Source organism: Pseudonocardia sp. T1-2H, assembly GCF_038039215.1.
In the GTDB taxonomy this organism is placed as follows: domain Bacteria; phylum Actinomycetota; class Actinomycetes; order Mycobacteriales; family Pseudonocardiaceae; genus Pseudonocardia.
Window position 1 is genome coordinate 5,186,356 of the sequence record NZ_JBBPCL010000001.1, and the last position, 18,220, is coordinate 5,204,575.

Annotated in this window: 15 protein-coding genes; 2 read left to right on the forward strand and 13 right to left on the reverse strand. The window is 65.5% G+C overall.

What is annotated here, in order from left to right; translation table 11 throughout:
* Positions 1-50: 50 nt before the first annotated feature.
* The 5 genes from WBK50_RS25580 to WBK50_RS25600 form a co-directional block, all read right to left on the reverse strand.
* Positions 51-569 carry a zinc ribbon domain-containing protein gene (locus WBK50_RS25580; protein ID WP_341338047.1) on the reverse strand — a complete coding sequence of 173 codons (519 nt, stop codon included), beginning with the start codon at positions 567-569 and terminating at the stop codon, positions 51-53.
* Between the two features lie 210 nt (positions 570-779).
* A complete protein-coding gene (locus WBK50_RS25585; protein WP_341338048.1) occupies positions 780-956 on the reverse strand; it encodes a hypothetical protein in 177 nt (58 codons plus the stop codon).
* On the reverse strand, positions 953-1,291 hold the full coding sequence (locus tag WBK50_RS25590; protein ID WP_341338049.1) for a hypothetical protein: 339 nt from the start codon (positions 1,289-1,291) through the stop codon (positions 953-955). Before WBK50_RS25590 ends, WBK50_RS25585 begins: the two co-directional genes overlap by 4 nt.
* A 288-nt stretch (positions 1,292-1,579) precedes the next feature.
* Complete coding sequence (locus WBK50_RS25595; protein ID WP_341338050.1) at positions 1,580-1,954, reverse strand: hypothetical protein; 375 nt, start codon at positions 1,952-1,954, stop codon at positions 1,580-1,582.
* Positions 1,955-2,587: 633 nt separating this feature from the next.
* Positions 2,588-3,532: a GDP-L-fucose synthase family protein gene (locus tag WBK50_RS25600; protein WP_341339498.1), complete on the reverse strand. Its 945-nt coding sequence runs from the start codon at positions 3,530-3,532 to the stop codon at positions 2,588-2,590.
* 346 nt (positions 3,533-3,878) lie between these two features.
* Between WBK50_RS25600 and WBK50_RS25605 the strand changes: the two genes are divergently transcribed.
* On the forward strand, positions 3,879-4,919 hold the full coding sequence (locus WBK50_RS25605) for a glycosyltransferase (RefSeq protein ID WP_341338051.1): 1,041 nt from the start codon (positions 3,879-3,881) through the stop codon (positions 4,917-4,919).
* Positions 4,920-5,545: 626 nt separating this feature from the next.
* Here WBK50_RS25605 and WBK50_RS25610 read toward each other — a convergent pair.
* From WBK50_RS25610 to WBK50_RS25640, 8 genes are all read right to left on the reverse strand, one after another.
* Positions 5,546-6,736, reverse strand: a complete 1,191-nt coding sequence (locus tag WBK50_RS25610; protein WP_341338052.1) for a hypothetical protein — start codon at positions 6,734-6,736, stop codon at positions 5,546-5,548.
* 69 nt (positions 6,737-6,805) lie between these two features.
* On the reverse strand, positions 6,806-7,846 hold the full coding sequence (locus WBK50_RS25615) for a glycosyltransferase (protein ID WP_341338053.1): 1,041 nt from the start codon (positions 7,844-7,846) through the stop codon (positions 6,806-6,808).
* A gap of 37 nt (positions 7,847-7,883) precedes the next feature.
* A complete protein-coding gene (locus WBK50_RS25620) occupies positions 7,884-9,365 on the reverse strand; it encodes a hypothetical protein (RefSeq protein ID WP_341338054.1) in 1,482 nt (493 codons plus the stop codon).
* An 11-nt stretch (positions 9,366-9,376) separates the two neighbouring features.
* Positions 9,377-10,555 carry a polysaccharide pyruvyl transferase family protein gene (locus WBK50_RS35415; RefSeq protein ID WP_445942303.1) on the reverse strand — a complete coding sequence of 393 codons (1,179 nt, stop codon included), beginning with the start codon at positions 10,553-10,555 and terminating at the stop codon, positions 9,377-9,379.
* Positions 10,556-10,720: 165 nt separating this feature from the next.
* The gene (gene gmd, locus WBK50_RS25625) at positions 10,721-11,716 is read right to left on the reverse strand and encodes a GDP-mannose 4,6-dehydratase (RefSeq protein WP_341338055.1); all 996 of its coding nucleotides are present in this window, start codon (positions 11,714-11,716) and stop codon (positions 10,721-10,723) included.
* Between the two features lie 74 nt (positions 11,717-11,790).
* Positions 11,791-13,212: a polysaccharide biosynthesis tyrosine autokinase gene (locus WBK50_RS25630; protein WP_341338056.1), complete on the reverse strand. Its 1,422-nt coding sequence runs from the start codon at positions 13,210-13,212 to the stop codon at positions 11,791-11,793.
* Positions 13,209-14,675, reverse strand: coding sequence for a polysaccharide biosynthesis tyrosine autokinase (locus tag WBK50_RS25635; protein WP_341338057.1), 1,467 nt, complete (start codon positions 14,673-14,675; stop codon positions 13,209-13,211). The genes WBK50_RS25630 and WBK50_RS25635 overlap by 4 nt, the downstream gene beginning before the upstream one ends.
* Positions 14,676-14,784: 109 nt before the next feature.
* Complete coding sequence (locus WBK50_RS25640) at positions 14,785-15,891, reverse strand: LCP family protein (protein WP_341338058.1); 1,107 nt, start codon at positions 15,889-15,891, stop codon at positions 14,785-14,787.
* Positions 15,892-16,458: 567 nt separating this feature from the next.
* Between WBK50_RS25640 and WBK50_RS25645 the strand changes: the two genes are divergently transcribed.
* Positions 16,459-17,994, forward strand: a complete 1,536-nt coding sequence (locus tag WBK50_RS25645; protein WP_341338059.1) for a sugar transferase — start codon at positions 16,459-16,461, stop codon at positions 17,992-17,994.
* Positions 17,995-18,220: the final 226 nt, after the last annotated feature.

Here is an 18,220-nt window from a genome sequence, read left to right on the forward strand (position 1 = left end):
AACGCTGACCTGCACCTCGGCCGTGACCGCGACGGTCCGCTCTTCGGGCCTCACCGCGCCACGGTGTTGCCCTGCGGACCCTCGGTGTGCGAGAGCCGCTTGGCGAAGCAGTCGCCCTTGTCGAACCCGTTCGCGTCGCACCAGGCGTTCACCTGCGCGGCGGTGGAGTGCGGCGTCGCGACCAGGACCACCCAGAACCCCGGGCGTCTGAAGGTCGGGTAGTCGTCCGAGCGCACCAGGATCGCGTCGGGATAGGTCCGCTCGAGGTCCTGGAACTCCTGCAGGATCCGCGCGTCGTCGTAGGTCCCGTTTTCCACGAGACCGGCCTGTCTCGCCGCGATCCGGGGCAGCCAAGAGCCGACGACCGACTCGGCGACCGACCGGTCCGACGCGACCTGGACGTCGAGCAAGGCGGGCGCCGGCGCGACGCCCTGGTCCGCGCCGGTCGGGGAGGGCGCCGCGGGCGCGATCGGCGCCGGGACCGCGGTGGTGTCGTCGCGTGGCGTGAAGTACCAGGCCGCTCCTCCGGCACCGGCGAGCACGAGGACCGCGACGACCGCGGCCGTCACGATCCGGGGCGACGGCCGGGCCGGGGCACGGCCTGGCGCTCCCCGGGCTGCGACCGCTCGGGCTGCCGGGCGCGGGCGGCGGCGCCGGCCCGGTCATCGTCGGCACGGTCGGCCCGGTCAGGGTCTGCTCCGCCACCTCGGCCGACGTGCCGCACCTGGTGCAGAATCGCGCGCCGGGGCGAATCACGGCGGCGCATCCCGCGCAGACGCTCACGAGAACAGGTCGATCACCGCGATGATCCCCTCGGCGTGGGTGCCCAGCGCGGTCCGGAGGTCTGCGAGGGTCGTCGAGGTCCCGGCACCCCGGTTCGACGTCACGGTCCCGATGCCGAACGTGCTGTCCCGCAGGTCCCCGCCGGTGATCGTGGTGGACTCCTTCTCGGTCATGACGGTGCCTCCTTGCCCGGGCTGCGGCGGGTGACCCGCCCGATGCCGAAGGTCGCTCCACGCAGGTCACCGGCCTGCACGTCGATGTGGTGGCTATCGACCTCGGCGCGGGCGACGTCGAGGACCGTCGTCGCGAAGTAGCCCCGGCGGCCAGGAACTCGGTGACGGCCCGGGGCACCGCCTGCTCGACGACCTGCGGGTACCGCACGGCGTCCGCATCCTGGAAGAACGCCCAGCATCCGCCGGAACGGCGATGTATCCGCGGTCCGGTCGATGCTGCGGAACCGTTCCCGGATCGGTAGCAGGACGCAGTGGGTCCATTTCAGGTAGAGCATCTGCTCGTCCGCGCCGACGGTGAAGAAGCATGACGTCGTGAGGTCCCGGCGCAGGCCTACACCCGAAAGCAGCGGTAGAGCCGGGCGATCTCCTCGGGCCGGTCGGCCAGACGCCGGCCCTGGCGGCCGGCATCGAGTTGCGGGGCGCGCGGCTGAGGTCCGGGAGGATGCCGTCGACGGCGGGGGCACTACGGTCACGCAGCAACCGTCCGGCGTGGACGAACACCATCTCGTGCGCGCTGAGCCGCCCCAACCGGCCGGACGGCGGCAGGGCAAGCACCTCGTCCCTCACGACGGTTCCGGACCCGACGAACGGCTCCGGGTTCCGGTGGACGACCACCTCCGCCTCATCGCTGCGCGGGCCGGACCTTGCGGTGTCGAAGCGTGCGAGCTCGGTTCCCCACAGCTTGCTGTCCCACATCCGGACCCGCCGCTCGCGGCCGGGCGGCAGCGGCGGGCGTCCGGCTCGAACGCCGTCCGGAACCGGTTCCGGGTCAGGTCCTCGACGATCGACTCGTCCGCCGCCAGGACGGCGAGCGTCGCGAGACCGAACACCGCCGCGAGGAACAGGCACAGCGCCGACGACCCGAGACCGATCCCGCCGGTCGGGCTCCCGAGCGCACCGCTCATGCCGAGCGCCGGGAGCACCACCAGCGCGAGCACCACGGCACCCGCCGACCATCACGGCGGTGACTCGCGTTCCCTCTCCGTGCCGAGCGACCGTCATGGCGACCGCGGTCAGCAGCCACAGGATCGCGAGCCACGGGATCGTGAACAGGAACGCCACCAGGAGCACGAGCAGCACCGCGTCCCGGATCTTCCGCCGGGCTCGCGCGGCGACGGCGTCCCGGAGCACCGCCGCGACGTCGAGCCCGACGTCCGGTGGGAGCGCCCGGGTCTTCTCGACCAGGTACTCGGCGATCGCCCGGTCCGCGAAGCCCGCGTCGATGTGCGCGGCGGCGCACAGGTACCGGGTCGTGCCGCCGTCGTCGCCGCCCGACGGTGTGGGCGGGGGGCGCAGGGCCGGGGGCGGGGTGGGCGCGGGGGCGGGCGTCCACTGCACCGGCGCCCGGCTGCGTTTGCCCTTCGGCCTCTGCTTCAGCGAGGCTCCGCAGCCGGCACAGAAGAAGATCTCCGTGGTCGTTCTGCACTCCGCAACCGCGCTAGCGCGCACGGCAGCACCACCGGTAACCGTCTCCGCCTCGCCATCGATCCGGTTACGAGGACGGTGCGGTGGGATCTCCGAGTAGCAACCACTGTTGAGACAGGCGGCGCCGGTTGAGCACGCGACGACCGCTACAACCGGGCTTCGGTGCGATGCTCGAGGAACCACTGGTACGTGCTCTCGATCCCCTCGCGCAGCGGGATCTGGGGCTCCCACCCCAACGCCTTGAGACGCGAGACGTCGAGCAGCTTCCGAGGCGTCCCGTCCGGCCGCGAGGTGTCCTGCACGATCTCGCCGGTGAAGCCGACGACGTCCGCGACGGTCTCGGCGAGCTCACGGATCGTGACGTCCTCCCCGAGCCCGACGTTGATCGTCTCCGGCTCGTCGTACACGTCGAGCAGGCGGACGATCGCGCGTCCGAGGTCGTCGACGTGCAGGAACTCCCGTCGCGGGGTGCCGCTCCCCCACAGCACTACCTTCTCGGCGCCGGTCTCGACCGCCTCGTGGAACCGCCGGATCAGCGCCGGCAGCACGTGGGAGTTCTCCGGGTCGAAGTTGTCGCCGGGCCCGTAGAGGTTCGTCGGCATCGCCGAGATCCACCGCACCCCGTACTGCCGCCGGTGCGCCTGGACCTGCATGATCCCTGCGATCTTCGCGACCGCGTACGCGTCGTTGGTCGGCTCCAGAGCCCCGGTGAGCAGACTCGACTCCCGGATCGGCTGCTCCGCGAACTTCGGGTAGATGCACGACGACCCGAGGAACAGCAGTCGCTGCACGCCGGCTGCCTGCGCCGCGTCCATCACGTTGACCTGGATCTGCAGGTTCTCGGAGAGGAACTCAGCGGGGTAGGTGTTGTTCGCGACAATGCCCCCGACCCGCGCCGCCGCAAGCACCACCACATCCGGGCGTGTCGACAGAAGGAAGTCGAACGTCGCGGCGCGGTCCCGCAGGTCCACCTCAGACGACCGTGCACCTACCAGGTCGCCGTAGCCCGCGTCCGTCAGCGCTCTCCAGATCGCCGAACCTGCGAGACCCCGATGCCCCGCGACGTACACCCGGGACTGTCGATCGATCATCTCAGTCTTGGCCGCCACTGGTCTCCCTCATCGTCGGCATCGCGGGCGTGTCGCCCTATTGACCTCGCTCCTCGAGACGCATGTGTTGCCACGGGCGCGAGTTTTCGTCGAAGGATCACACGACAGCGCAGCTCCCACCGCCGCGGGCGCGTGCGCTACTCGCCGGGTCCTCAGTGTTGAGGAGCTTGCGTGACGACCGCATCACCATCTGTAACAGGACCATCTGGCTGGTCGAAAGACGGCATGAGAGCACGGCGCAGACGACAGACGATCCAGCTCGGCCGATCGACGCCATCGGCGCTCATCCATGTCAGCACACCAAACCGCAGCGGCGAGAGGCTCCCACTTGAGCACCGAGGACACCAACACCCGCGTCGAGGAGACCAATCCGGTCCCTCTCGACCTGGTCTCGGCTCGACGGCCGCAGCAGCCCGAGGCCGACCAGGCGATCGTCGGCGCTGAGGGACGCCCGCTGCGCGTCCTGGCGGTCGGCATCAACTTCGGGCCGGAGCACACAGGCATCGCTCCGTACACCACGCAGCTCTGCGAGTACCTGGTCGCGCGTGGGGCGTCGGTGTCGGTGCTTACCGGGGTGCCGCATTACCCGGGGTGGACCGTCGACTCGGCGTCCCGGTGGCGCCTCCGTCGTGTGGAGAAGCGCGACCGGTTCGAGGTGCGTCGGCTGCGGCACTACGTACCGAGGAAGCAGACCGCTGTTCGGCGTGCGCTGTACGAGTTTTCCTTCGCGCTCCAAGTCGCGCTGCAGCGCCCGCAGGAGCGTCCCGACGTAGTCCTGGCTGTGGTCCCGTCGTTGTTGAGCGCCGTCGTTGCTCAGCGGATTGCCGCTCGCGCCGGTGTCCCGCTCGTCGTGTGGGTCCAGGACCTCATGGGCCGGGCCGCCGCGCAGAGCGGAATTGAGGGTGGGGCTCGCGTCGCGCGCATCGTGGGATCGGTCGAGAAGTGGGTCCTCCAGCGCGCAGACGAGGTGCTCGTCCTCAACTCGCATTTCGCCGACTACGTCCAGTCGATCGGCGTCGACGCCGGCCGCCTGACTCTGCGGCCGAACTGGACCCATGTCGCTACGCCGTCCGGCACCGACCGGGAGCAGACGAGGGCCCGGCTAGGGTGGAGCCCGGACGAGACGGTCGTCCTGCACACCGGCAATATGGGCCTGAAGCAGGGGCTCGAGAACGTCATCGCGGCAGCACGGCTCGCGGGCGACCTCGGAAACAAGAACGTGCGGTTCGTCCTCATGGGCGACGGCAGCCAACGCGAGGCCCTCCAGCAGGATGCCGAGGGGGTTGCTGCAGTCGCGTTCCTGCCCCCCGCTCCGAGCTCCCGAGTACGCAGACATCCTCGCCGCCGCGGACATCCTGCTGGTCAATGAGCGACCGTCGTCCGTCGACATGAGCCTGCCGAGCAAACTGACTTCCTACCTCCGAGCCGGGCGGCCGATCATCGCAGCGTCCCCATCTGACGGCGGGACCGCGGTCGAGGTAGCGCGCTCCGGGGGTGGTCTCGTCGTTGCGCCGGGACGGCCGCAGGTGCTGCTCGACGCAGTCGAGGGGCTCGTCGCGGCCCCCCAGTCGATGGATCTGATGGGCGAAGCCGGACGCTCGTACGCCGAGGAGCATCTCGATGCGACACGCGCACTTCAGGGATTGCTAGCCATCCTGGCGACAGCGGCCGCAAGCTCTGGGCGGAAAGCAAGCCTCGGATAGCTCGGCCCTCAAGACGGCCACAATCCTCTCGCTCGCGCAGGCATAGCATGCCCTGGCCGTACAAACGGCGCGCCCGCAGCAGCCACAAACGGTCTGCAATGGGTCAGCGATGAGTACGAACTGCAACGTCGCTCCACCCCTCCCTCGCCAGTTGACCGCAATATTCTATAGCCACCTGATAGTAGAATCACCAGCCCGAGTCAGGTGAACACTTGGACATCAAAAGGGGGCGCCCGAGAGTCAATTTACTTAGACCCTGCATCACCCGGCTCAATTGTCTCTTCAGTAAGCATCAGCCGCCTTCACGACCCTCATATGGCTGGATGCCGAGATCAACTGCAGCGAGCTTCGAGGAGCGGCGGGAAAATACTCTCAAGTAGACTACCCACCACACAATAGCCGAAGCCGCAGTCGCCGAACCCGCCCCAAGCAGAAGGCCACTTGCCTCACCAAATATCGCACCGCACGACGCCGATAGACAGACAAGCGGAGCGACAACGAGCCGAAGACGTAACCCTGTTGTTCCTGCCTCCATAGAGCGAAGGCCCAGAACGCCACCCATAGCAAGCGCGCTCGCAGCACTGTAGAGCCCTGCCTCCCACAGCACTTCGGACACCAGCGGCCATGAGTCCCCTGTCAAAGATTCGCCCCAGGCGGGCGAAAGAGATTTCAAGGTAACCGTCCATAGCAGGGCCACTGCCACCAGAACACCCGACAGCGCGAGGAACATACTTCGACTAGTACGAGATAGCACCCCACGCCGTCTAACCTCTGGCAAGAGGAACAGAGCAGCACCAGAAGAAAGAACAGTGAGTGGACCGAGCAGGAGCTGTGAACCCCGAATGCTTGCCGACGCATCGGCACCGTGAGCAGCAACTAGCACTACTTGCGCCGCCATCGCCGCAAAATTCAGCAGCATAAAGTCAACTAGGAAGCTAAGTGCAAGAGGACGCGACGAGCTCAGCCAAAGACGCAAGGCAACGGGGCGATAGGAAGCCGCAGAGAAGAACGCTGCTGCCCGAAGGACAAGGATTCCAAGTAGAGCACTAAACCCCCATACCACGACGTACCACGCCCCGGTGCGCACACCCGAGAACCAAAGCCCACAGCTGACAAGCGCCTGACCTGCAAATGAAAGAACATCCGCAACCGCCGCTCTACCAGACGCAAGGCATGCGTTCGCCCAGTATCTCCCAAAGTCTTCGACGACTACGAGCCCGCCCATTGCGAAGAAGACCACTGTCACGTCGGCGAATCCCCGCAGCAGTCCGGCAGTCGCGGCAGCTACCAAACAAAGAGGCGCAGAGACAAGAAGGGGGATCGAAACTGCAGCCCGCTTAACTTCACCACATTTACTTATTACCAGCAGAACCTCGCCCGACATCGCGCGCGAACAACCGAGCACAAAAACAAAGATGGCATAAGCGAGCCCGAAGGTGCCGAACTCAGTTGGGGAAGACGTCCGGGCGACGAAGAATGTCACTAGGAGATTACTTCCACTCACCGCCCCCTGGCTAGCCCCAGCCGCGATCGCTCTAAGCCTCTGATGCATCTAGCCTTGCCTTGCCACTGTTTCGATCAAGCGAGAATACTCCTCAGCGCACCGCGACCACCTGAATTGACCCGCGTACTGGACGCCTTCAGAAATCTTCGTTTCCCGCCAAGCTGGGTCGTTGAGCGCGCGCGCAACCGCTCCCGCCGCATGGTCTAAGTCCGTCCAATCGCTGAACACTGCCACTGTCCCACCCGCCTCTTCCATCCCAACATCCGAACTTGCAAAGACAACTTGGCCGCCAGCGAGAGCCTCAAGAACTGGGAGTCCAAATCCCTCGTAATTCGACGTGACAAGTTGGACTGATGCCCTCGCGCGAAGTTCTTCGAAGTCAGCTGATGAGCAGTAACCCAGCAAATCTAGACGTCCATCAACTTCAAGCTCCGCCGCCAGCTTCAATAGGTGACCTCGGGTATCACTATCTAGGCCAACAATTTTTAGCCGCCATGCCGGCGAAACACCGCGTTTCACGGTTTTCGCCCACAGTCTTACGGCAATGTCGGGCCTCTTGTTGTTCCAGTGACCATAAGCAAGCAGGTAATCGCCCTTAATCGTGGAACCCGTCGGCAATACATGATCCACTCCATGATAAATCACTGCCGCGGACTTTGGGCTGTGGCGTGGATAAAGTCTCCGAGTCGTTTCCCGGGTGCGTTCACTCACGCACACATAGGAACTGCATCTTCCAAGCGACATCGAATAGATAACATTTCGATAAGCTCTCACGGGAAGAGAAAAGTCCATAGGACGTTCGCAATGACGCCAGTCATGGATAACCTCGACCCAGGGGATTTTGCGGCCCAGAAGCGGCGAGACAGGACCTAGCGAGAATCCGACATCGGCCGATGCTCGCCTCGCCATCAATCCAACAGCAAACTGTTGCGATATTAGACGACGAAACTGGCTTGCGTCCTCGGTGATTGTTGACCAAATACCATGAGGCAATCGATGCTGTACCGACGCCGGCAGGATTCCATGGAACTCCCAACCCGGGTTCTGCTTCACAAGCTCCGGCAAGAGGTTCTCGGCGAACGTTAACATTCCGCCTCGTGCCGCAGTAGTGCCGTCAATATAGACACTAAGCATAAGATCTAGCCCCTTCTACCTCTCGTCCTCTGTGACGGCCCGTGCAGAACGACGTTCTTGCCAGTTTTAGGAAGATAAGCAGAATAGCGACGCGAACAAGGCCAACGCCCAGCTCGGTTAGGTCAGACCTAAGCACCGGTATTACGCACGCGAGTAGGTAGACGCCGATGTAGACTTGCAAGTAGTGGTTGGCCCTGACCCCCGACGTTGTTCTCGCCACTCCTGGAGATATAAGACTTGCGGTTAATCCTAAGAGAAATGCGCCAAATAGTACGATCACTACTCCGCCAGTTACATATAGATCGCCTAGGGCAGAAATCGCAAGATTCCCTCCTCGTTCATAGAGGCCAGGACGAAGGTGAAGCGTTACGAACTCCCCACCACGCAGAGGTTTATCGTCAAGTAAAGCCGACGGTACAGGCGAGAGTACGACAGCCTCTATCGTCTGCGTCCCCCGGTAGTTCAGCGGCTCCGGAACCTGCCTCATAATTGCAGCGAGGTAGTCGAAGGCGCTGGCCTCATCGCCAGCAAGAATATACCCCACTGGCCCGTTCAATGCGCCTAGACTCGCTTGCGCTTCTTGTATTTCGGCAGCACCCTGCGGATCACGAACGAACGACCGGTACGTGGCGAAGAATGAGCCTGCTAGCAAGACACCTATCGAAAGCACTGCAAGACGACGCGCTGGCGTTCGCACACGAAGCAAAACCAGAATTCCTAGCGGCAATAAGTTGCGGGTTACAAGTTCGCTGCGGCTGCCAGACACTAGAACAAGACCTGCGGCAAGGGGCCACGTCAAAGCCAACAACTGAATGGTTCGCCGCGACAGGAACTTTGAAGACAGGTTAGTCGCGAGAACGATAAACCAGCACGTGTTCATCGCGCCGAGCATATATACCAAATACGTTCGCCCGGCATATAGGTCCTGCCGCAGAGTGAGTGCTGCGCGCCAGCCACCGGGGAAAGAAATGATGGAAGGCACAATGAGAAGTGCGGCAATCAGACTTGCGCTGGCGCCTACTGCCAGCAGCCTGAACGACACAGACTCCGTCGGCGACCGGGCTACTAAATATGCGAAGAATCGACCTTTGAATGGGCTAATCCACAAACCCAAGGCAAGCAAGCAGATGGCAGAGAGAATAAGCCATTGCGCCTCAGCGGCACCTTTCGGGTCGGTCCAATAGCCCATCTGATGTGTACCAAGCTGTCCGCTGCTCAAAATATACAGCGGGCGCCCCACATAGAGAAGCAATAGGTATAAAAACAGTAGGGTTAAAGGATCGAAGTGTCGCCTTCCGTCGCTGGATGGTCTTCTAGCGACTTGAATCGCGCAGGCCACCACCACCGCAGTTGTGATAGCCAAACCAACGACCCAGTTGCTTGAGGCGTAAGTGCTTGAAAATGTACGACTTAGAGCGGTTACAAGATACCCTGCTACCATTGCTAATCCGCCGGCAGCCAACGTCCAAAGCATTACGCTTCTCGTTAACATGGGCACACGTTCATAAATATCTCAGGGGTGCGCGATGCACGGCTTCGAACTTCAGCTAGGGCATCAGAATCGAGAGCTGCATTCGTTTCTGTCGCGAGTAGGACCTCGAGAAGTTCGTCTACCCGACTGCCGCGGCCGACATCTTCTTGCGGAACCGAGAGGAGCCGCAACTGCTCGGCGTTTGCGACCATTTTTGCCGAGCGATTGACACTTAGCACGTTAGTGCCTTGCGTTGCCGCAAGAATAATCGAATGCATGCGAGACGAAACAACAGCTGCCGCACCCTTATGGAGGGCAACAAGGTTCTCAAGATGCTTTATATTCGATTGGGAGTAGACTAGTACGTTCGGTCCCGATATCTCCCTTAACAAGGGGTACAAGGAGCCCTCATAGTTCTCCCGCTGGTCCATTAGTAGTAGAACTGTCTGTAGGCCGCGATCCTCTGCTGCGCGGTTGACGGATCGCACCAATTCGATTGCGCCTGCGGTGGTAGACCGGCGCATGTCAACTGCAGGTGCACAAAGCAGGTAGGCGCCGTATCTTGGACCTAGCTTTTCAACCATCCATCTAGCTTCCGCCGCTCCCATTGACGTCCGGGAGAACACCGGGTCCGCTGTCACGGAGACTTTTGTAGTGTCAGCACCATATGCCTCGAGACGGCGAAACGATGCCGGGTCTCTAACTGTCACCCCTTGCGCGTTCTGGACAATTCTTCTAACCATCCAACGACCTTGTGGAGTTCGTAGATCGTCGACGCCCACCCCCCAGCAGAAAATAGGAACGTTAGCGCGCCGGGCGTGAACTGAAAGCATGTAACACTCTGCGAGTAGCCCCCAGAACGGGTTCCCGAACCTCGCTTCCTGCAGGAGTTCGCCGCCACCGAGGATCAGTGATTTTGATCGGCCAATCTCGGGGCTCCGCAGGCGCCCTCGCTTAAGATCTATACCAACTACAGAAGGCAGGCCGTGAAATTCCTGCGTATGTGCCGGGTTGCCTGATACGACACAAAGGTTCGCATGACCTTCCAACTGCCTACGAATACAGTCAAGAATCAGCTCGTCGCCCAGATTGAATCCCCCGTATGCCCCTGAAACTAGGACATTTTCCTTCGCTCCATTGGCCGGGCTGTTCATTGCGCGGCCCGGCAAAAATGGGCGCTGTAAGCGTTCCATCGCGAGGGATTAGTGCAGGGATCGCTACCGTGAAATCTTCCTTCAGAGGCCGGGGGCGCTGTCAGGTAACTGGTCACTCCGGACGTCATGACTCCTGATAAGATATAGTTCGCGAAGTTGATATTTCGAGCAATGTGAGCGCGCCAAGTGCGCTGCGGCGCACTATCAGGCACGAGCTCGCACCTCCGCCATCGCAAGATCGTAATCAGCATCGACCATGATCTTAGCGAGATCAGGCGGCATGGTCTTTGGCTTCCAGCCGAGTACCTCCGCAGCTTTGGAGGCATCGCCGATCAGCGCATCGACCTCGCTCGGGCGGAGGTAGCGCTCGTCGAACTTGACGTGCTTCTCCCAATCAAGGCCAGCATGGTCGAACGCAATTTGTACAAATTCTTTCACTGTATAAGCGGTGCCTGTCGCCACCACGAAGTCGGTGGGCTCGTCGGCCTGCAGCATTAGCCACATCGCCTCGACGTACTCTTTGGCATACCCCCAGTCACGAACTGCGTCAAGATTACCCAAATATAGGTCCTCATCGAGCCCAGCTTTGATGCGGGCCACAGCACGCGTGATCTTACGGGTCACGAACGTTTCGCCCCGCCGAGGTGACTCGTGGTTGAACAAGATGCCATTTACTGCGAACATCCCGTACGCCTCGCGGTAGTTCCGAGCCATCCAATATCCATATACCTTCGCCGCCCCGTACGGGCTACGCGGCCAGAACGGGGTCAATTCATTCTGCGGCGGCGGGGTAGCACCAAACATCTCTGAGCTGGAGGCCTGGTAGAAGCGGCAGTTCAGGCCAATCATGCGGATTGCCTCTAATATGCGGGTTGTACCTGTACCTGTAGTGTCGCCGGTGAACTCGGGCTCGTCGAAGCTCACACGCACGTGCGATTGCGCAGCGAGGTGATAGACCTCGTCCGGCTGGATCTTCTGGAGAAGAGTGACTAGACGCGATCCGTCGGTGAGATCGCCGTAATGCAGGAAGAACCTGACCCCCTCTTCGTGCGGGTCGGCGTAAAGATGCTCGACGCGACCGGTGTTAAAAGTGGAAGCGCGGCGAATCAGGCCGTGGACTTCGTACCCCTTATCCAGTAGGAGTTCTGCGAGGTAAGAGCCGTCCTGGCCGGTGACACCAGTGATTAGTGCTTTTTTCATGACGCCCCCGTGGCGATTGAGGATGCGAAGTTCAAAGATGCTGATGCGGACGCTGCAGTGCGTTGCAGGCCCCCTTATTGCCCACTCGACGACGACCAGGCAGCTGGCCCACTGCTCTTGGACAGGGGATCGATGTCCTGGTCAGTCGTGTAGTACGCGTTGTACTGCGCGTAGGCCCGTGGCCCACCGGCCGGCACCATGGTCAGCACCGTGCCGAGCAGGGGCGCCGAGACGGCCTCCATGGCTTCTCGAGCGGACGCGACCTGAGCTGTGGTGGTCTTGCCGAACCGGCAGACCAGCAGGGCCCCGTCGGTGGCCGGCGCGATCGCGGCCGCATCGGTGACCGGCAGCAGGGGCGGGGTGTCGATCAGGATCGAGTCGTACTCCGCCCGCAGCGCGGCCAGCAGCTCTCGCATCTGGAGCGACGCGAGGAGTTCGCTCGGGTTCGGCGGCAGCGGTCCGCTGGCCAGTACGTCGAACGCGCCGCCGCCCCACGGCTGCAGGGCCTGCCCGAGTCGGGCCTTACCGGCCAGCACGTTGGTGAGGCCGACGCTGCGCTCCAGGCCCAGGTAATCGGTGGCTTTCGGCCGACGCAGGTCCGCTTCGATGAGGAGCACCCGCCGCCCCGTCGAGGAGAGGGCGATCGCCAGGTTGCACAGGGTGGTGGTCTTGCCCTCCCCCGGCAGGGCACTCGTCACCGCGATGGCCTGCGGGGGCGAATCGACATCGATGAACTGCAGGTTCGTCCGCAGTTGCCGGAACGCCTCCGCCCGCGGCGACTGCGGATCCTCGTGCACCGTCAGCGGCCGTTTCGGCACGCCCGCGTCGAACGCGACCAGGCCCAAGTTCGGCGCCCCGGAGGCCTCGCGCAGGTCCTCCGGCGACTTGATCGACGTGTCCAACGTGTTGCGGGCCAGTGCTGCCCCGATCCCGACCGCGAACCCGGCGAGCAGCCCGAGCGCGAGGGTGACCGGCAGCCCGGTCGAGGTGGGCGTGGTGGGCACGTCGGCCGGCTCGACCACCCGGACGATCACCGGCGCGGCCGCCCCGGGCCGCGCCGGGCGCTCGATGTCCGCGACCAGCGGCGGGAACACCTCGCCGATCGCGTTGACGAGCTGCGCCGCCCGCTGCGCCGAGGGGTCGGTCACCGCCAGGTCGATCAACACCGAGTCCAGCTTGCTCGTCGCCGCGACCTGCTTCGCCAGCGCCTCCGGGGTCTCGGTGAGGCCGAGCCGGCTCACCACCTCCCCGCTCACCCGGGCGCTGGTCAGCAGCGCGGTGTACGACTTCACCCGCTGCTCGGACAGCTGCGCACCCTGGTAGGCCGCGTTCGGGGTGTCGCCGCCCTGCGCGGAGACATACAGCTGCAGCGTCGCGGTGTACTCGGCCGGGCGCAGGAACCACGCGGCCCCGGCCCCGGCGAGCCCGAGCACAACGGCCACCACGACGATGACCCACCGCTCGCGCAGCACCCGCAGGTAATCCTGAAGCGTCATGACCGGCCTCGCGTCGGGCTCTGCGGCCACGCAGGCCGGGGCTCGGGGTGCCGCCGTGGCGCACCGTTGGTCGTCCTGGTCGCCGGGCCGGCCGGCATGATCGGCTCGCTGCTGCGGTAGTAGGTGTTGTACTGGGCGTAGGCCCGCGGACCCGAGCTCGGGACCATCGTGAAGACCGTGCCCAGCAGCGGCGCCGACACCGCCTGCAACGCCTCGACCGCCGACGCGACCTGGTCGCGACTGGTCTCCTTGAACCGGCACACGAGGATCGCCCCGTCGGTCGCCGGGGCCACCGCGGCCGCGTCGGTCACCGGCAGCAGCGGCGGGGTGTCGATGAGCACCACGTCGTAGCGCTCCCGCAGCTCGGCCAGCACCGCCTTCATGTGCTGCGAGGCGAGCAGCTCGCTCGGGTTCGGCGGCAGCGGACCGCTGGCCAGCACGTCGAACCGCCCGCCCGCCCACAGCTGCACGGCCTGCTCCACCCGCACCCGACCGGACAGCACACTGGTCAGGCCGACCGAGCGCTCGATCCCGAGCAGGTCGGCGACCTTGGGCCGGCGCAGGTCGGCCTCGACCACCACCACGCGGGTCCCGGCCGACGCGAGCGCGATCGCCAGGTTCACAATCGTCGTCGTCTTGCCCTCGGCGGGCAGCGCGCTGGTCACGACGATGACCTTGCGGGGGTTGTCGACGTCGACGAACTGCAGGTTCGTCCGCAGCTGCCGGAACGCCTCCGAACGCGGGCTCTGCGGGTCCTCGTGCACGGTGAGCGGCCGCTTCGGGACGTTCGGGTCGTGCGCGATCGTCCCCAGGTTCGGCGCGCCGGCCGCCTCGCGCAGCTGCTCGGGCGACTTGACCGACGTGTCGAGCGCGTTCCGCGCGAGTGCCCCGCCGACACCGACGGCCAGTCCGGCCAGCAGGCCGAGCGCCAGCGTCACCGGCAGACCCGTCGACGACGGCACGGTCGGAACGGCCGCGGGCTGCACCACCCGCACCGCGACGGGTGCGACGGCGTTCGGCGCCGACGGCCGCTCGAGCTCGTCGACCACGCCGGTGAAGACCTCCCCGACGCTGTTCGCGATCCGGGCGACCTGCTCCGGCGAGGTGCCGACGACGGAGACGTCGATCAACACCGAGTCGAGCGCGCTCGACGCCGTGATCTGCCTCGACAGATCCTGCGGGGTACCGGGCAGGTTCAGCCGGCGCTGCACCTCGCGGCTGACTCGGGTGCTGCTCACTAGCTCCACATAGGAGGCGACGCGCTGCTGGGAGAGCTGCGCACCCTGATACGCCGCGCTCGTCGTATCGCCGGTCTGAGACGCGACATACATCGTCAGCTTCGCGGTGTACTCCGGCGGCCGCAGGAAGAAGACCGCGGCCGAGCCGAGCAGTCCGATGAGGACGGCGCCGAGCACGACGACCCATTGTTCGCGGAGCACCCGAAGGTAGTCCTGGATCGTCATACGCGGCACCTCTTCGATCGCGCCGATGGACGGCCTGTCGGGAGCAAACCGATGCGGACGCTACGCCGAACGGCCGAAAGGTGCCGGACGGAACATAAGGCGCAACTCGTCATGCCGGGGTGCCCCCGAGCGAATCGGCGGGATATCTCGCCGCGTAACTCGCGAGCGTTCCACTCTGCAGGGCGTTCCACAGTTCGGAACTGCGCTGGTCGTCGAGGTAGACCACAGATTGCGCACCCTGCCGGCCGAGCCCACGAACCGGGGCGCTCAGGAACGTCACCGCGCTCGGGCGCAGGCCGCGGAGATCGAACGCGAGCGAGCGCAAGCCGTTGTTGCTCAGGGTGTCGTCGACGCTCACCGTGCGGCTCGTGGCGTCGACGAGGTCGTAGAGCCCTGCCGGGTCGGAGAGCGCCCCGCCCGACGCCGCCTTGGCGAGCAGCGCGCGCAGCGCGTTCTGCTGGCGCTTCGCGCGGTCGAGGTCGCCGTTGGGCAGGTCGTACCGCTGGCGGACGTACGCGAGGGCCTGGGCGCCGTCGAGGTGGTTGAGACCCTCGTGGAAGTCCACACCCGCGTTGCTGGTCGCTCCGGCCACCCGGACGTCGATCCCGCCGACGGAGTCGACCATGGACTGGAAGCCGGCGAAGTCGATCACTGCGAAGTGGTCCACCCGCTGCCGCGTGAGGTTCTCGACGGTCCGGATCAGCAGGCTCGGACCGCCGAAGGCGTACGCCGCGTTGATCTTGTTCATCCCGCGGCCGGGGACGTCGACCCAGCTGTCCCGGGGAATGGAGACGACCGAGGCCTCGGAGCCGTCCGGGTTCACCCGGGCCAGCATGACGACGTCGCTGCGCTGTGAACCCGGGTCCACATCGGCCGGTGCATCGCCGCCGGTGGTGGGCTCGCCGGATCGTGTGTCGGTACCGACGAGGAGGAAGGTGAGGGCGTTTCCCGCGGGCGGACGCGCGTTCTCCTCGAGTGCGCCGAAAACGTTCGGCACCCGGGCGACATTGTTTCCGAGGCTTTCGCTCAGCAGGAGGAACCCGCCTGCGACCACCGCCCCGAGGAGGACGACCACCAGCGCCAGGACCCCGAGGACCCGGCGGCCTCGACGCGGCGCACGCACCCGTTCGCCCGGCCCGCCGTCGTCGAGGACGAGGTCGGCGTTCGCGCCTCCGGCCTGCAGATTCCCATGTGTGGGCCCCGACTGCCCGGCCATGACCTTGCTCCTCCGTGTGCGGGAGCGGCCCCTGCCGCGCCTTCGAGCGCTTGTCGCACTTCGTCCTCGTGATCGTTACGGTTCGGCTCGCGTGCTGACCCGAACAGGTGACACTGAGCGCTCACCGCCCGGGGTCGTCACGCCACGCGACGTAGGCGCGGCGGCGTCACGATAGACCACCACCATCGAGTGACTCGCGGTGCTGCGGCCTCCCCGCTCGACACCGGATCCGAGTAGCACGGCACTCACTCTCCTCCTGGGCGAAGTGGTCTCGGGCACCCTTCACCGGATCGAGGAGTGCCTTAGCACTCCCGTGCGCCCCGACTACTGCCCGCGTGGCCGGCATCACGCCCGTGAAGGGGTCGGCCTTCTCGATCGGTGGGCCGAATGGCGCAACTTGCGACGACTCACCTACAGCGGGTAACGAAGGCGGACCGAGTTACGAAAGGGACACCAGCGCTGTGATCACGCATGGCCATCCCGCGAGTGCGCGGAATTCCCCTGGCCATGCGCGGCTGCATCAACGCGACACCCTTTGTCACTGAGCACCCGCAGGGGGCGCACGGAGTGAGCACGAACCCGGAGACGGTCGGCGGTCCCCAGACGCCGGCCGCCGGCACAGCCAGGCCGATCACGCGCTTCGCCGTCATCCCCTCGCAGCGAGGTGTCGATCCCGACCGCGCGTCGTCGAACGGGCCGGCCCCGGTCCGCTGGCAGCGGCGTTTCGCCGCCCTCGTCGTCGGGACGGACCTCACGGTCGTGGCCGTCGCGACCACGACTGCCGTCCTCCTCGGACTGACCGGTGCCGAAGCCGCGGACCGGGCACGGATCTACTGTGGCCTGATCGCCGCGGCGCTCCTCGTCGCCACGCTTCCTCTCTGCCGCGCGTGGGACAGGCGGATCCTCGGGAACGGGACCGTGGAGTTCAAACGACTCGGCCGGGCGGTCGCCACCGCGGCGGTGCTGCTGGCCCTCGGCGGGCTCAGCCTCATGGTCGACTCGGTCCGGGTCTGGGTCTTCCTGATCGTGCCGCTGATCGGGGTCCTGCTCGGCCTCGGCCGGTTCGTCCTGCGCAAGTGGCTGCACCAGCAGCGGGGCAGGGGCCGCTGCCAGCACCTCGTGCTCGCCGTCGGCAGCCCGGAGTCGATCGCGGACATGGTGCGGCGCACCCGCCGCGATCCCCACTTCGGCTGGCAGGTCACCGGCGCCTGCACGCCCAGCGGCCGCGGGCCGGACGACAGCGGCACCATCGAAGGCGTCCCGGTCGTCGGGGATCTGGACTCGGTCAACACGGCTGTCCGCGCCGACGGTTACCGCGTCGTCTCGGTCTCGCAGGCCCCCGGCTGGGGTCCCGCCCGCCTGCACCGCCTCGCCTGGGAGCTCGAGGGCACCGACGCCGAGCTCGCCGTGGACCCCGGGCTGATGGAGATCGCGGGCCCCCGCATGCACATCACCCCGGTCGACGGTCTCCCGCTGCTCAGCCTCTCCAGGCCCCGCTTCACCGGCGTCTCCCGCGCCCTCAAGAACGTCATGGACCGCTCCGTCGCCTGCCTCCTCCTGCTGCTCACCGCGCCGGTCTTCATCGCGATCGCGCTCGCCGTGCGGGCGGACGGCGGCCCGGTGTTCTTCAGACAGGAACGCGTCGGCACCAACGGGCAGACGTTCCGGATGGTCAAGTTCCGCTCGATGGTCGTCGACGCCGAAGCCGGGCTCGCCGCGCTGGCGAAGGCCAACGAGGGTGCCGGGCCGCTGTTCAAGATGACCCACGACCCGCGGATCACCAGGATCGGCGCCCTGCTGCGGAAGTACTCCCTCGACGAGCTTCCCCAGCTGCTCAACGTCCTGGGCGGCACCATGTCCCTCGTCGGGCCCCGACCGCCGCTGCCGGCCGAGGTCGCGACCTACGAGGACGCCGCGCGCCGCCGGCTGCTGGTGCGTCCCGGGATGACCGGGCTCTGGCAGGTCAGCGGACGCAGCAACCTCTCCTGGGAGGAGTCCGTACGGCTCGACCTGCGCTACGTCGAGAACTGGTCCATGGCACTGGACTTCACGATCCTCTGGAAGACCGTCGGCGCCGTGGTCAGGAGCCGTGGGGCCTACTGAGGGGCAACCTCATGGGGGATGCCGCCTAGGCCTTCCGGTCGAAGGTCATCAATCTTGTTGAAGTCCGAACGAGGCGGCTAATGACCTTCGAGTGATCCACGACAGGCCAGTGAACGCGGCGCCACACCGGGCCGCCGAGCACATCGAGTTCGGGGAGAACAGCATGACCGCCGTAGTCGAGACCCTGATCCCGGCTGCTCGCACCGGAGCCGCCCGGATCGTCGAG

Bases quoted from the DNA above. Each gene is read 5' to 3' on its own strand.
- WBK50_RS25585 (WP_341338048.1), bottom strand. From the start codon at position 956: ATGACCGAGAAGGAGTCCACCACGATCACCGGCGGGGACCTGCGGGAC.
- WBK50_RS25590 (WP_341338049.1), bottom strand. From the start codon at position 1,291: ATGCTCTACCTGAAATGGACCCACTGCGTCCTGCTACCGATCCGGGAA.
- WBK50_RS25600 (WP_341339498.1), bottom strand. From the start codon at position 3,532: ATGATCGATCGACAGTCCCGGGTGTACGTCGCGGGGCATCGGGGTCTC.
- WBK50_RS25615 (WP_341338053.1), bottom strand. From the start codon at position 7,846: ATGTTAACGTTCGCCGAGAACCTCTTGCCGGAGCTTGTGAAGCAGAAC.
- WBK50_RS25620 (WP_341338054.1), bottom strand. From the start codon at position 9,365: ATGCTTTGGACGTTGGCTGCCGGCGGATTAGCAATGGTAGCAGGGTAT.
- WBK50_RS35415 (WP_445942303.1), bottom strand. From the start codon at position 10,555: ATGGAACGCTTACAGCGCCCATTTTTGCCGGGCCGCGCAATGAACAGC.
- gmd (WP_341338055.1), bottom strand. From the start codon at position 11,716: ATGAAAAAAGCACTAATCACTGGTGTCACCGGCCAGGACGGCTCTTAC.
- WBK50_RS25630 (WP_341338056.1), bottom strand. From the start codon at position 13,212: ATGACGCTTCAGGATTACCTGCGGGTGCTGCGCGAGCGGTGGGTCATC.
- WBK50_RS25635 (WP_341338057.1), bottom strand. From the start codon at position 14,675: ATGACGATCCAGGACTACCTTCGGGTGCTCCGCGAACAATGGGTCGTC.
- WBK50_RS25640 (WP_341338058.1), bottom strand. From the start codon at position 15,891: ATGGCCGGGCAGTCGGGGCCCACACATGGGAATCTGCAGGCCGGAGGC.